Origin of the sequence: Streptomyces caeruleatus (assembly GCF_001514235.1) — a bacterium.
Classification (GTDB): Bacteria; Actinomycetota; Actinomycetes; order Streptomycetales; family Streptomycetaceae; genus Streptomyces; species Streptomyces caeruleatus.
The window spans coordinates 92,304-104,580 of sequence record NZ_KQ948947.1 but is presented as its reverse complement, the minus strand read 5'-3'; the positions used below and the strand labels follow the sequence as shown (position 1 = coordinate 104,580).

15 protein-coding genes are annotated in these 12,277 nt (G+C 70.4%); 9 read left to right on the top strand and 6 right to left on the bottom strand.

Going from position 1 to position 12,277, the window contains the following annotated elements; translation table 11 throughout:
* Positions 1–60: 60 nt before the first annotated feature.
* The 3 genes from AQJ67_RS42115 to bla all read right to left on the bottom strand — a co-directional run bounded on the left by AQJ67_RS42115 (position 61) and on the right by bla (position 2,584).
* Entirely contained in the window at positions 61–1,005 is a 945-nt protein-coding gene (locus AQJ67_RS42115) for a hypothetical protein (protein WP_062725068.1), read from the bottom strand.
* The gene (locus tag AQJ67_RS42110) at positions 1,002–1,526 is read right to left on the bottom strand and encodes a SigE family RNA polymerase sigma factor (RefSeq protein WP_062725065.1); all 525 of its coding nucleotides are present in this window, start codon (positions 1,524–1,526) and stop codon (positions 1,002–1,004) included. Before AQJ67_RS42110 ends, AQJ67_RS42115 begins: the two co-directional genes overlap by 4 nt.
* Positions 1,527–1,852: 326 nt before the next feature.
* Positions 1,853–2,584, bottom strand: coding sequence for a class A beta-lactamase (bla, locus tag AQJ67_RS42105; protein WP_341846197.1), 732 nt, complete (start codon positions 2,582–2,584; stop codon positions 1,853–1,855).
* Positions 2,585–2,865: 281 nt separating this feature from the next.
* Here bla and AQJ67_RS42100 point away from each other — a divergent pair, with 281 nt between their 5' ends.
* Both AQJ67_RS42100 and AQJ67_RS42095 read left to right on the top strand, forming a co-directional pair.
* Positions 2,866–4,032, top strand: a complete 1,167-nt coding sequence (locus AQJ67_RS42100; RefSeq protein WP_062725084.1) for a hypothetical protein — start codon at positions 2,866–2,868, stop codon at positions 4,030–4,032.
* 40 nt (positions 4,033–4,072) lie between these two features.
* Positions 4,073–4,510, top strand: a complete 438-nt coding sequence (locus AQJ67_RS42095) for a VOC family protein (protein ID WP_062725061.1) — start codon at positions 4,073–4,075, stop codon at positions 4,508–4,510.
* 53 nt (positions 4,511–4,563) lie between these two features.
* Here the strand turns inward: AQJ67_RS42095 and AQJ67_RS50310 are convergent, their stop codons facing one another.
* Together AQJ67_RS50310 and AQJ67_RS50305 are read right to left on the bottom strand one after the other, a co-directional pair.
* Entirely contained in the window at positions 4,564–4,992 is a 429-nt protein-coding gene (locus AQJ67_RS50310) for an AfsR/SARP family transcriptional regulator (protein WP_062725059.1), read from the bottom strand.
* Positions 4,947–5,408 (bottom strand): AfsR/SARP family transcriptional regulator, encoded by a 462-nt coding sequence (locus tag AQJ67_RS50305; protein ID WP_079056523.1) that lies wholly within the window; start codon positions 5,406–5,408, stop codon positions 4,947–4,949. The genes AQJ67_RS50310 and AQJ67_RS50305 overlap by 46 nt, the downstream gene beginning before the upstream one ends.
* 545 nt (positions 5,409–5,953) lie before the next feature.
* Between AQJ67_RS50305 and AQJ67_RS42080 the strand changes: the two genes are divergently transcribed.
* From AQJ67_RS42080 to AQJ67_RS42065, 7 genes are all read left to right on the top strand, one after another.
* Entirely contained in the window at positions 5,954–7,552 is a 1,599-nt protein-coding gene (locus AQJ67_RS42080; protein WP_159058932.1) for an asparagine synthase-related protein, read from the top strand.
* On the top strand, positions 7,549–7,806 hold the full coding sequence (locus AQJ67_RS42075) for a lasso peptide biosynthesis PqqD family chaperone (RefSeq protein WP_062725053.1): 258 nt from the start codon (positions 7,549–7,551) through the stop codon (positions 7,804–7,806). The genes AQJ67_RS42080 and AQJ67_RS42075 overlap by 4 nt, the downstream gene beginning before the upstream one ends.
* On the top strand, positions 7,803–8,303 hold the full coding sequence (locus AQJ67_RS46380; protein ID WP_079056522.1) for a lasso peptide biosynthesis B2 protein: 501 nt from the start codon (positions 7,803–7,805) through the stop codon (positions 8,301–8,303). The genes AQJ67_RS42075 and AQJ67_RS46380 overlap by 4 nt, the downstream gene beginning before the upstream one ends.
* Positions 8,300–8,416 (top strand): lasso RiPP family leader peptide-containing protein, encoded by a 117-nt coding sequence (locus tag AQJ67_RS47370; RefSeq protein WP_107123126.1) that lies wholly within the window; start codon positions 8,300–8,302, stop codon positions 8,414–8,416. The genes AQJ67_RS46380 and AQJ67_RS47370 overlap by 4 nt, the downstream gene beginning before the upstream one ends.
* A 52-nt stretch (positions 8,417–8,468) precedes the next feature.
* Positions 8,469–8,588, top strand: coding sequence for a lasso RiPP family leader peptide-containing protein (locus tag AQJ67_RS47365; RefSeq protein WP_107123125.1), 120 nt, complete (start codon positions 8,469–8,471; stop codon positions 8,586–8,588).
* A 320-nt stretch (positions 8,589–8,908) separates the two neighbouring features.
* Positions 8,909–9,793: an ABC transporter ATP-binding protein gene (locus AQJ67_RS42070; protein ID WP_062725082.1), complete on the top strand. Its 885-nt coding sequence runs from the start codon at positions 8,909–8,911 to the stop codon at positions 9,791–9,793.
* Positions 9,790–10,647, top strand: coding sequence for an ABC transporter permease (locus AQJ67_RS42065; protein ID WP_062725052.1), 858 nt, complete (start codon positions 9,790–9,792; stop codon positions 10,645–10,647). The genes AQJ67_RS42070 and AQJ67_RS42065 overlap by 4 nt, the downstream gene beginning before the upstream one ends.
* A 70-nt stretch (positions 10,648–10,717) precedes the next feature.
* Here the strand turns inward: AQJ67_RS42065 and AQJ67_RS42060 are convergent, their stop codons facing one another.
* Complete coding sequence (locus AQJ67_RS42060; protein ID WP_062725050.1) at positions 10,718–12,199, bottom strand: alpha/beta hydrolase; 1,482 nt, start codon at positions 12,197–12,199, stop codon at positions 10,718–10,720.
* Positions 12,200–12,277 lie beyond the last annotated feature (78 nt).

The window sequence follows — 12,277 nt, the reverse complement described above, 5'->3', positions numbered from 1 at the left end:
GTGTGACGGGCCGGGGCGGCGACCCCCGTGCGGCGCCCCGGCCCGTCGGTCCGGTCGGCCCTACGGCAGGGCCCGCTGGTAGTACTTGTCGTCGTCGGAGTCGTAGATCAACGTGCCGTCCGCGTCGTAGCCCTTGATGTGCGGTGCCAGGGTGACCTGCTGTTTCAGTACGCCGGACGCCACGAACCGGCCGTCATCGAGGGCCGCTTCGGCGCTGGATTCGCCGTAGGAGACCGTCACCCTGGCCACCGACGGCTTGACCGTGCCGATCACACCCCAGCGGAACGGAAGCTTCCAGTGGCCGCGGTCCAGGAAGGACTGCTGGAAGAGCCTGCCGCTGTTCGGGTCGACGTACACCGGGCCCTCGTCCGGGACGGCGCCGGCGTCGTCGCCGAAGCCGGAGACGGCCTGGGTCTCGCCGTTCTTGATGTTGCAGACCACGTGGACCCGCTCCGGCTTCTCGCGCAGCGCGACGACGTACATGCCGTCGCCGGGCGCGTTGGAGTCGCCGGTGCTGTTCATCGCCAGCAGGACCCGGTAGTCGGCCGGCGCGCCCGGGTCGGCGGCGCCGGAGATGCCGCCCGACCGCTGGTACTCCAGGCAGCTCTCCAGCCCCTCCGCCGCCTGCGCGAAGGTGATCCCGTCCAGCAGCTGCCCCTTGGTCGCCGGCCGCGCGGGCCCGCTCGGAGTCGGCGTCGGAGTCGGCATCGGCGAGGCGCCCCGCGTGGCACCGGCCGACGCCCCCGGCGGCGTCGCCGTGTCCGTGCCCGTACGGCCGCCCAGCGCATACGCCCCGACCGGCATCGCCGCCAGCGTCACCAGCACCGCCCCCGCCGCGGCGACCCGGCGCCGCCGCTCGATCACGCCCCGGCGCCGGATCACCGGATAGGGCGCGGTCGGTGGCCGGAACGTGTGCGCGGTCTCGGCGAGCAGTTCCCGCAACTGTTCCTCGAAGTCCGCACCCTCGTCGCCGTCCGCGCTGTGCCGCTGCTCGTCGTCGTTCACCTGCTGCCTCCCTGCACGGACGGCGTCTTCCGGGCCAGACCCGGATACGCACGCAACTTCGCCAGCCCTTTCGACGCCTGGCTCTTGACCGTGCCCGTGGAACAGCCGAGCACCTCGGCGACCTCCGACTCGGACAGGTCCTCCCAGTAGCGCATGACGACCACCGCCCGCTGTTTCGGCGGCAGTTGGGCCAGGGCGTCGAGGAGCGCGCCGCGCTCGTCCACGTCCGCGAAACCCTGTTCGCGTCCCGGTGTCTCCGGTGGTGCGGCCGTCAGTGACTCGGCGACTCGGCGCTTGCGGAAGCGGTCGCTGTTGCAGCTGACGAGCATGCGGCGTACGTACGCCTCCGGGTGGTCGGCCCGCGAGACCCTCCGCCACGACCGGTACGCCTTTGCCAGCGCCGTCTGGGTCAGGTCCTCGGCGTGGTGCGCGTCGCCCGTCAGGAGATACGCGGTCCGCACCAGGTGGGACCACCGCGCCCTGACGAATTCCTGGAACTGGGCCTCTTGTTCGGCCTGCATCAAGCACCCTCCCTCGCCCTCCAGACCGCCGATCCGAGGAATTCGGTTGCCCACCCGACAAATTCGCCCCCGCCGCCCCTACCCGTCCCATCCCCAGGGGCTCCGCCCCTTCGACCCCGGGGTCGTCCTTCGACTGCGGCCCCGGTGGGGGCTGGTCGCGCAGTTCCCCGCGCCCCTTCTGGGGCTTCGCCCCAGGCATTTTCAGCCCGTCCGGCGTTTGAGGACGAGGCCCGCAGGGCCGATCAGGGGGGTCTGGGGGCGCAGCCCCCAGGGATGGGACGGGTAGGGGCGGCGGGGGCGAAGGCAATGGGGGTGTGGGCGGGGCCTCAGGTGAGGGTTTCGGTCAGCAGCTTGGCCGTCTCGACGATCAGGGCGTGGTCCGGGGCAGCGTCCTGCTCCGGCTTCGTCGTCTGGACGACGAGGACGAGCGGGGTACCGTCGTCGGTCCAGGCGATCCCGGCGTCGTTGTTGGTGCCGTAGGACCCGCCACCCGTCTTGTCGGCGAGCGCCCAGGTCTCGGGCAGAGCGGCGCGGAACCGGTTGACGCTGGTGGTGTTGTTCAGCAGCCAGTGCACAAGAAGGTCGCGGTCGGGACGGTTCAGGGCGTCACCGAGGACCAGACGCGCATACGTCCGCCCGATCGCGCGCGGCGTCGTGGTGTCCGTACGCCGCCACGGCTCGGCCGAGTTGAGCTCCGGCTCCCAACGGTCGAGGCGGGTCACCGGGTCCCCGAGGGAGCGGGCGAAGCGGGTGATCGCGCAGGGCCCGCCGAGCTCGCGCAGCAGCAGATTCCCGGCCGTGTTGTCGCTGCACCGGATGGCCGCGTCGGCGAGTTCGGCGACGGTCATGCCGGTGGCGACGTGGTCCTCGGTGATGTCGGAGTTCTCCACCACGTCGTCCGCCGTGTAGTAGACCCGCTTGCCGAGCACCTCGCCGTCCCGGTCCAGGTCGCGCAGTACGGCAGCGGCGGCGAGGGTCTTGAACAGGGAGCAGATCGGGAAGCGCTCGTCGGCGCGGTGGTGGACGGTCTGCCCGGTGGCGAGGTTGTGGGCGAACACGCCCAGCCGGGCACCGTGTCGCGACTCCAGTTCGCGGAGCCGGTCGGTGGTGGCGGCGTGGGCCGGGGCGCCGGCGAGGAACGCGGCGGCGGTGGCGGTGCCTGCGGTCAGCAGGGTGCGGCGGCCTAAGATCTCGGTCTCCTTCGTACGGATTTCGACTGACGGGCAATGACGATCTCTTCAGTGATCGACGCTGTCTGTCATTCCTTGGTTGCGGCGCCGTAGACCATCGGCCGACGGCGACACGGCTCCGCGCTCGCGAAAGTGGCGGTATGGACCGTATGGAGAAGACCACGGGGATCAGCAGGGCAGGGTTTCTGGCGGGCGCGGCGGCCGTCGGACTGGCGGGGGCGGTACTGCCCGCGGGACAGGCAGCGGGGCAGAGCGCGGCGACGGCGCGAGAGCCGGACCGCAGCGGTACCGGCGGGAAGCACAGGGGGCTGAGGCACAGGGGCGTCGTCTACACCGTCGGCGCGGGGGAGACGCCCGGCACCGCGTGGAGCGCCGCCCGGATGCGCGAGGACGTCCGGGTCATCCGCGACGACCTGCACGCCGACACCCTCGACGTCACCGGCGACGGCGTCGACCGCCTCGTCGCCACCGCCGCCGAGGCAGCCGAGCGCGGGCTGCACGTCTGGCTCCAGCCGACCCTCGGGGACATCCCGGAGAAGGAGATCCTGGACTCGATCGCCGAGTGCGGGCGGTTCGCGGAGCGGCTGCGGCGGCAGGGCGCGAGCGTCGACTTCAGTGTGGGCTGCGAATTCTGGCTGTTCGTGCCGGGGATCGTACCCGGCGAGACGGTCCTGGAGCGCGTCGAGAACCTCCAGAAGGGCACGGTCGACATGGCGCGGATGCAGCGCCGCCTGGCCCGCTTCACCGCGAAGGCGGCGAAGACCGGCCGCTCCGTCTTCCACGGCCGCCTCAGTTACGCCGCAGCCCAGGACGAGGAGTTCGAACCGGTCGACTGGCACCTCTTCGACGTCATCGGCATCGACTACTACTCGTACTTCCCTCAACGCGCGGACTACGTACGGGAGTTGCGTCGCTACCTGCGCTGGAGCAAACCCCTGGCCATCACCGAGTTCGGCACGTGCGCGTACGTCGGCGCGCCCGAGGCCGGGGGCATGGGCTGGAACATCGTCGACTACACGAAGGAGCCGAACGAGATCAAGGGCCACGTCGTCCGCAGTGAGCGCACCCAGGCCGCCTACCTGGGCGACCTGCTGGACGTCTTCGAGTCGATGGGCCTGTACGCGGCGATGGCCTTCGAGTTCGTCACCCCGGACGCCCCGCACCGCCCCGACAACCCGCGCTACGACCTGGACCTGGCGAGCTACGCCCTCACCAAGCCGATCAAGGACCGCCCCGACGACCCGGCCTCCGGCTGGCACTGGGAGCCGAAGGAGGCCTTCCACGCGGTGGCCCGCCGTTACGGCCGACGGGCGTAGCCCGCCGCGCGGGAGGACCATGTCCCTGGGAGGTGCGCTCATGGACTGGACCCTGGAAGTGGTCGTCGTACCGGTCACGGACCTGGACCGCGCCAAGGCCTTCTACGTCGACCAGTGCGGCTTCCGCGCCGAGATCGACGCGCCCTTCTTCGAGGACGTCGGCCGCTTCGTCCAGCTCACCCCACCCGGCTCCCGCTGCTCCGTCGTGCTGGAGTCCGGCATGCCCGAGTCGCCGGGACAGCCGCGGATGGCCCCCGGCTCGATGCGGGGCCTCCAGCTCTGTGTCACCGACATCGAGGCGGCCCGCGCCGAGCTGACCGGCCGCGGGGTCGACGTGACCCCGGTGATGCACGTGAGCGCGTCCGGATGGGCTGAGGGCCGGGGCGAGGCCGGCTGGAACTGCTTCCTCTTCTTCCAGGACCCCGACGGCAACGGCTGGACGATCCAGGAGGCCCCGGCTCCGCTCACCGAACGCTGACTCGGAGAACCAGGGCCTGTCGTTCGGATCATGCCGGCGTCAAACGACAGGCCCTAGGCCACCCACCGCGATCCGCTCCGCCGCGCGGCAGGTGACATGCCGTGCCCGAGCTCTTCCGTGTGCGCGGAGCCGAGCGCGGCGGTCAGCGTGGTGTCGTCCTCCAGGATGCGCTGGTGCAGCTCGCGCAGGGCGGGGCCGGGCTCGATGCCCAACTCCAGGTCCAGCAGCTCGTAGACCTGCCGGTAGGCGGCGAGCGCGTCGGCTCGCCGCCCGCACCGGTACCGGGCGAGCATCAACTGGCTCCACAGTCTCTCCCGGTGCGGATACCGGGCCGTGAGCAGCCCCAGCTCGGCGTCGAGCAACTGGTGCTGGCCCAGCGCCAGCCGCGCTTGCGTACTGTCCTCCAGCGCGGCCACCCGCAGGTCCTCAAGCCGCGTCACCAGGGGCCGCAGCGACTCGGACAGCTCCAAGTCCTCCGCCACCGACTCCCCCGCCACAGCCCCAGGGCCGCCGTCAGCTGCTGCGAGGCCAGCGTCAACCGCCCCGCAGCGCAGGCGGCCTGCCCGTCGTGCACCAGCCGCTCGAACACCAGGTGATCCAGCTCCTCGTCGCCGGCGTGCAGCTGGTAGGAGCCGGGACCGGTTTCCAGACGCGGCGCCTGATCAGCGAACAGGCGCCGCAGCTGCGCGACATAGGACTGAAGATTCGCCAGCGCGGAAGCGGGAGGCCGCTGCCCCCACAGCTGGCCGATCAGTTCATCGACGGCCACCTTCCGGTTGGCCTGAAGCACCAGCGACGCCAGTAACAACCGCTGCTTGCGCCGCGTGCCGTGTAATAACGCACCCGACACGGTGCGTACTTCAAATGGGCCCAGTACACGAAACCGCACGCTGTGCATATTTCCCCCGTTCGGTCGGTGCTGCCCTGATGGGTCGGACAGCCGGGGCCAAGGTAATGGCCAGGTCACGCACAGAGGACCTGCAACTTTTCAGGGGCCCTTGGTGTCCGAGGTGTCCAAGGTGTCCTTGGCGCCCTTGCGGTCGTATGCACCCACACACAACCGTATGGCCGTTGTATGCCGCCGCTCCGTAGCGTCCTGTCCTGTGCACCGCGGCAGGGACCCGGTTCACGGGAATTCTTGATCGCCGTAGCCATTGCCATGTGAGGGGGATTTTCATGCGTCAGACAGTCGGGGCCAATGCGTGGTTTTTCGTGGCGCTGCCTGACCACGACGCAGCCAAAAAGGTGGCGGACCGGCTTGCGCCGTCCTCCGGTCTGGTCGCGGAGCATCCGTCAGGCCGCCCGTGGCTGCTCGGGAGTGTGCCCTCCACTCAGGTGGTGGTGCACAACGAAGGTGCCCACCGACTGGCACTGGTGGGTTCGACCGCCGTTACCCCCGCGCAGCTCGGACGAGTGAGCGACGGTGTCCGGTCAGTGGGCGAGATGACACAGGTGTCCGCACGGTTCGCCGGGAACTACTGCGTCGTCGGCTCGCTCGGTGGTCTGGTCTACGCCCAGGGCTCGGCCATGGGCATACGCAGGGTCTTCCACGCGCTGGTCGACGGTGTGCGGGTGGTCTCCGACCGGGCGGACGTGCTGGCAGAGCTGGGCGGACTCCCGATGGACGACACCGCGCTGGCACTGCGGCTGGCGGCGGCACTGCCACACCCGATGCAGGAAACCCCGCTGTGGCACGGGCTGCACCCGGTCGCTCCGGAGGACTACGTCACGGTGGACCGCGACGGCCGTAGTTGGCACACCGGCACGTGGTGGCGTCGCCCTGAGCCGGGACTGTCCCGGGCCGAGGGAGCACGGAAACTGCGCGCCGCCCTGGAAGCGGCGGTCCATGCCCGCACTGCCTCCGGCGACCCCGTCGCCTGCGACCTCTCCGGCGGGATGGACTCCACTCCGCTGTGTTACTTCGCCGCGAAAGGGCCGACCGGTGTGCTCGCCACGACGATGTACACCCCGGATCCCGGCGGGCGGCAGGACCTGGAGTGGGCACGCAGAGCTCTTCCGAGCATGCCGGGGGTGCGGGAGCATGTCGTGGGGTCGACCGACGACATGCCGGACTTCTTCGGCGGACTGCTGGAGATGCACGCTCGGCTCGACGAACCGACGCAGGCCGCGCTGGCAGCGCCACGGATCGTCTCCGTCCTCCGGGACGACGCGGCCCGCGGGATCGGCACCCGGATCAACGGACTCGGCGGGGACCATCTGCTGCGCGGCCAGAACATCGTCGAGCACTCCCTGTTCCGAACCCGGCCGCTGCTGGCCTGGCGCAGGGCACGTGCGGCGCACGTGCCCGAGGGCCACGGTGTGCGCACCACGTTGCGCGAGCTGCTGGACGGCAGCTCGTATCGACAGTGGCTGCGCAAGGTCATCACGGACGCGCTGAACGACGTGGTACCGCCCGAGCTCCCCCGCGTCAGTGACTGGGCCATGCCGCCGGCGCTGCCACCGTGGCTGTCGGCCGACGTCCGCGAAACGGTGGCCGTGAAACTCCGTGACCTGGCCCGCACCGCCGAACCTCTCGGCCGCGACCGCGCGACGCACTTCGAGCTGCTCACGCTGCGGGACGGTGCCCGGCTCACGCGGGGTGCCGGCCAGATCGGACCCCACGCGGGCGTGGCCTACGACGCTCCGCTGCTCGACGACCACATCGCCGAGGCCGTCCTGGCCGTGCGACGCGAGGAGCGCGACACGCCGATGGAGTGGAAGCCGTTGATGAAGGCTGCCATGCGAGGGCTGCTGCCGGACGAGTTCCTGCGCCGCACCTCGAAGGTCGGTGGCTCGGCCCAGAGCGTCCGTGGCTTCGCCGCCCACCTGCCGGACTTCCGCGCGCTCATGGAGAGTTCGGGACTGGCGAGTTCGGGGCTGATCGACATGACCAAGCTGGCCGACACGACCCGGCCGGACCCGAAAGCCATGCCGCCGACACATATGCACAAGGCCCTCAACATGGCCGTTTTTCTACGCAACCAGGCCGGTAGCCGGGCATTCGACAGGGGCGAGGGCGACATGATCGGGGGACAGCGATGACGGCCTTCACCGTCAGGGACGGGATCTCGCGGGTAGGAACCGAATACGGCGATGTGATCCTCGACGAGACCAACGGGCGCTACTGGCACGTGAATCCGACGGCCGCGCTCGTGCTGGACACCGTGGAGCACGGCGGCGACGGCGAGAAGGCAGCCGAACGGCTCGTTTCCCGGTTCGGCATCGACCACGGCACGGCACGTACGGATGCCGAGAAAATCCTCAGTCGCCTGGTGGAGCTGGGGGTTCTGAAATGAGCGATGTGCTTCCGGACGCACCGGCGCGGGCGTCCTTGCCCGACAGGCTTCTCATCGGCCTCATCATTCCCGCCTCCAGGGTCCTCAGCCGCAAGTCGCCGCGACAGCTGCGGAAACTGCTCGGCAGACTGGCCGCGGGCGCCCGCCCGGCGAGCTACTCGGAAGCCAAACTGGCGCGAGACCAGATCCTCACGGCGAGCCCGAGATGCCGAGGAGGCTCGGCGTGCCTCGTCCGCTCGCTCTCGGTGGCACTGCTGTGCCGGTCCCGGGGCGTCTGGCCGACCTGGTGTGTCGGTGTGATCGCGACTCCCCCGTTCTCCGCGCACGCCTGGGTCGAGGCCGATGGACGTGTGGTCGACGAGCCCTTGGACAGCGCGGACTTCCGCACATTCTTCACTGTCCCCACAGACCCGGTGCCGGCGTCCCGCTCAACCCAGGACGTCGGCGCCGCACCAAAGAACAGAGCACGAGCACGGAATGGAGGTGAAACAGGATGAGCACTGACTACGAGGCTCCGGAAATCGCCGAGCTGGGCGACTTCACCGAGGAGACCGGGCACGGCATCGGTCTCAGGTTCGAGGGGTGGGTTCCGATCCACGACTACTCCTGAGCGGCACCGAACCAGAGAACAGAGCACGAGCAAGGAATGGAGGTGAAACAGAATGAGCACCGATTACGAGGCTCCGGCCGTCGCCGAGCTGGGCGACTTCGCCGAGGAGACCGGCGAATGGTTCGGGCCGCACGACGAGCAGATCCTTCTCTGGGAGGACTACTCCGCCTGATACGACGCTGACGGGATTCCGCAGCAGTAGGTGAATCCGGTCAGCACCAACCGCTCGTTGTGGGGCGGACCCAAACCGCCCCACAACGAGCGGCACCGTGCCCGCACAGGCTCGGTGCCACCGGCCGCGTCAACGGAACTTCCCGGTTGGCGGCCGGTAACCCCACCACCACACGAGGGGCTTGTCAGAAGATGTCGCGGACCACAGGAAGTCGTCAAGCAGACGGCGATACCGCTGTCACGGCGGCACCGGACGAGGTCCGCCCTGGCACGGAGCCGGGCAGGCGGGGGCCGGTGGTCATCGAAACCCGCGGGCTGCGCATGCGGTACGGCACCACCGACGTGCTGAACGGGGTGGATCTGCGGGTGCACCAGGGCGAGGTGGTGGCCCTGCTCGGGCCCAACGGGGCAGGCAAGACGACCACCATAGAGATCCTGGAAGGCTTCCGGAGACGCTCCGCGGGCCAGGTGCGCGTCCTCGGCACCGACCCGGACCACGGGGACGAAGCGTGGCGCGCGCGGCTGGGCGTCGTGTTGCAGTCGTGGCGCGATCACCGCCGGTGGCGGGTCCGTGAACTGCTGAGCCATCTCGGCAGCTACTACGCCCCCTACGGCACGCCGGGGCGCCCCAGGCCGTTCGACCCGGACGAGTTGATCGCCCGCGTCGGGCTGACCGGGCAGGCGACCACCATGCTCACGAAGCTCTCCGGCGGGCAACGGCGTCGGCTGGACGTGGCCATCGGCCTTGTGGGCAGGCCTGACCTGCTCTTCCTGGACGAGCCGACCGTCGGCTTCGACCCCCAGGCCCGGCAGGAGTTCCACGACCTGGTGCACCGGCTGTCCGCCGAGGAGGACACCGCGATCGTGCTGACCACACATGACTTGGACGAGGCGGAGAAGCTCTCCGACCGGATTCTGATCCTGATGGGCGGCCAAATCGTGGCCGACAGCACCGCGGCCCAGCTCGCGAGGCAGGTCGCCGGCAAGACCGAGGTCCGGTTCACCCACGCCGGCCGGTCCCATGTGCGTACGGTCGAGGACGCCACGGACTACGTGCGTGAGCTGTTCGCCCGCCACGGTGCGGCGATCGAAGACCTGGAAGTGCGCAGGGCGCGCCTGGAAGACGTCTACCTGACCATGGTGCGCGAGTTCGAATCCGGCCGGCCCTCCGCGGTACAGAGCGCGTGGACGGAGGCCGCCCTGTGAACCCCCGCGCAGCCGCCGTCCGCGCGGGACTGACCCGCGGCCGGATCGAGTTCCGGCACAACCTCGGCCAAGCCTATGGATATGTGTTCTTCCCGACCATCGCACTGATCGTGATGTACGTCCTTCGGGACAACACGGTGCCAGGTACCGACTTTTCGCTCGGGGACCGGGCGATTCCGGGCATCCTCGCGATGAACCTCGTCTTCACCGGAGTCATGGGCCTGGCCGTCATGCTGATCACGGAGCGCGAGGACGGCACGCTGCTGCGCGCGAAAGCCACACCGAACGGCGTGCTGGGCTACCTCACGGGCAAGGTGACCAGCCAGGCCGCCATGTCCATCGCCACCATGTTCATCGTCTTGGTCCCAGCGGCACTTCTCTTCGACGGTCTGCGGCTGGACGCCGTCTCACCCTGGCTGACACTGGCCTGGGTACTGACCCTCGGCCTGGCCGCGACCCTGCCCCTCGGGGCGATCATCGGCTCACTGTTCACCCATCCACGGAACCTGCGCTTCGCCACGCTGCTGCTCATGGGGCTGGTGGCGATCTCCGGGGTGTTCCGCCCCTTGGACGCGCTGCCCGAGTGGCTGCGCTGGGTCGGCCAGGCGTTCCCGCTCTACTGGCTCGGCCTCGGGATGCGTTCGGCGATGCTGCCCGACGCACTGGCCAGTGCCGAGATCGACGGGTCCTGGCAGCGCCTGGAGACGATCTGTGCCCTCGGAGCATGGGCGGTCATCGGCTTCGCGGCCGCCCCCGCCATACTGCGCCGCATGGCCCGCCGCGACTCCGGGACGAGGGCCAGGGGCGCCAGGAGGGCCGCACACCGCGAGAGAACCGGGCACAGGACGGGTTGACCCTCCGACAGCGTTCACGGTGACCTGACGGCCGGCGACGTCCTGCTCGTCCGCAGTGCGCCGGGCGCGGCTACTCGCAGTAGTGGTCCCCGGCCGGTCGCTGTCCTGTAGCCAGGAACCGGGACACCGTCGCGTCCCCGCACGCGTTCCCGTTCTCCAGGTAGGCGCCGTGGCCGGTGGAGTTCACGGTGACCAGGACGGCCCGGCGGCCGAGGGCCTCGCGCATCTTCAGGGCGCCGCTCAGCGGGGTGGCCACGTCCCGTTGGTTCTGCACCAGCAGGACGTTGGACGGCCCGTGGTCGGTCACCCGGGGCGGTGCCTCGCTCGGCTGCCGGTGCCAGGCGGCGCAGACCATGGCGTTCCTCGGCATGCCCGCGGTCAGCGGGTACTTGGCCCGGCTCTCGGCGACGCCCTTCTCGTACACCGCGGCCGACCTCGGCCAGGCGGCGTCGTTGCAGATGGTCGCCGCGCCGACCGCGAGGTAGTTCTGCAGCATCTCCTCCGGCGGGTTCGCCGGCGCCGGCGGCAGCTTGCCGGCGTCGGCGGCCAGCATCAGCTTCGCCAGTACCGGGTAGTCCTCGGGGTCGTACAGGCTGTCCAGCATCGTCTGGCGCAGCCCGTTGCCGTCGAGCTCCGCCGGGTTGGCGCCGGGCCAGGGGAGGGGCTCGCGGTCCAGGCGGGCGGCGAGGGCGAGGAAACGCGAGCGCACCTCGGCCGGGGTGCCGGCGACACGGTCCGGGTTGGCGGGCCCGGAGGCCCACTTGGCGAACTCGGGGAAGTTGTCCTCGACGCCCGCCTCGAACGACTCCAGCCAGGCGCGCTCCGCCCGCACGGGGTCGGGGTTGTCGTTGCTGTCCAGCACGATGCGGTCGGTGCGGTGCGGGAACAGCGTGGCGAAGGTGGCGCCGATGTAGGTGCCGTACGAGTCCCCCCAGGCGGACAGCCTGCGCTCGCCGAGGGCGGCTCGGATGCTGTCGATGTCGCGGGCGTTGTTCTTGGTGCTGATGTGCTTCATCAGCTCGCCGCCGTTGCGTGCGCAGGCGTCCGAGATGCGCCGGGCGGTGTCCATGTTCTCGGAGACGGACCCGTCCGGGGCGGGCCAGGGGCGCAGGGCCGTGCGGGCGAGGTCACGCTGCTCGACGTCACAACTGACCGGCGTGGAGGGCGCGTTGCCGCGCGGGGCGAACCCGATCAGGTCGTAGGTTTCCCGCACTTTCTTCGGCAGCCGCTGCCCCTTGTCCGAGGGTTCGGCGAGGCTGTGCCCGCCGGGGCCGCCGGCGATCAGCAGCAGCGCGCCCCGGCGGGCGGACGGCTTCTCGCTGGGGATGCGGGAGACGGCGATGTCGATCCGCTCGCCGCCGGGGTCGGCGTAGTCCATCGGCACGGACACGGTCGCGCACCGCTGGCGTGGATCGAGCCCCTCGCCCTCGCACTTGCCCCACTTCAGAGGTGTGGGCGCACCGGTGGCGGCCGCGGTGAGCGGGGTGACGAGCCCGAAGACGACTCCGGACGCGGCGGCGATCAGGGCGGCACTCTTCGCGATCTGCTTCATGCACAGCAGCCTGGCCGAGACGGACGGAACGTCACATCCCGGTAACTCCCGTATGGGGGCGGGGGATTACCCCCGGGG

What these genes read in the sequence shown, in the direction of transcription:
- AQJ67_RS42110 (WP_062725065.1), bottom strand. Translation starts at nt 1,526, where the DNA reads ATGCAGGCCGAACAAGAGGCCCAGTTCCAGGAATTCGTCAGGGCGCGG.
- AQJ67_RS42100 (WP_062725084.1), top strand. Translation starts at nt 2,866, where the DNA reads ATGGAGAAGACCACGGGGATCAGCAGGGCAGGGTTTCTGGCGGGCGCG.
- AQJ67_RS42095 (WP_062725061.1), top strand. Translation starts at nt 4,073, where the DNA reads ATGGACTGGACCCTGGAAGTGGTCGTCGTACCGGTCACGGACCTGGAC.
- AQJ67_RS50305 (WP_079056523.1), bottom strand. Translation starts at nt 5,408, where the DNA reads ATGCACAGCGTGCGGTTTCGTGTACTGGGCCCATTTGAAGTACGCACC.
- AQJ67_RS42080 (WP_159058932.1), top strand. Translation starts at nt 5,954, where the DNA reads ATGACACAGGTGTCCGCACGGTTCGCCGGGAACTACTGCGTCGTCGGC.
- AQJ67_RS42075 (WP_062725053.1), top strand. Translation starts at nt 7,549, where the DNA reads ATGACGGCCTTCACCGTCAGGGACGGGATCTCGCGGGTAGGAACCGAA.
- AQJ67_RS46380 (WP_079056522.1), top strand. Translation starts at nt 7,803, where the DNA reads ATGAGCGATGTGCTTCCGGACGCACCGGCGCGGGCGTCCTTGCCCGAC.
- AQJ67_RS47370 (WP_107123126.1), top strand. Translation starts at nt 8,300, where the DNA reads ATGAGCACTGACTACGAGGCTCCGGAAATCGCCGAGCTGGGCGACTTC.
- AQJ67_RS47365 (WP_107123125.1), top strand. Translation starts at nt 8,469, where the DNA reads ATGAGCACCGATTACGAGGCTCCGGCCGTCGCCGAGCTGGGCGACTTC.
- AQJ67_RS42070 (WP_062725082.1), top strand. Translation starts at nt 8,909, where the DNA reads ATGCGGTACGGCACCACCGACGTGCTGAACGGGGTGGATCTGCGGGTG.
- AQJ67_RS42060 (WP_062725050.1), bottom strand. Translation starts at nt 12,199, where the DNA reads ATGAAGCAGATCGCGAAGAGTGCCGCCCTGATCGCCGCCGCGTCCGGA.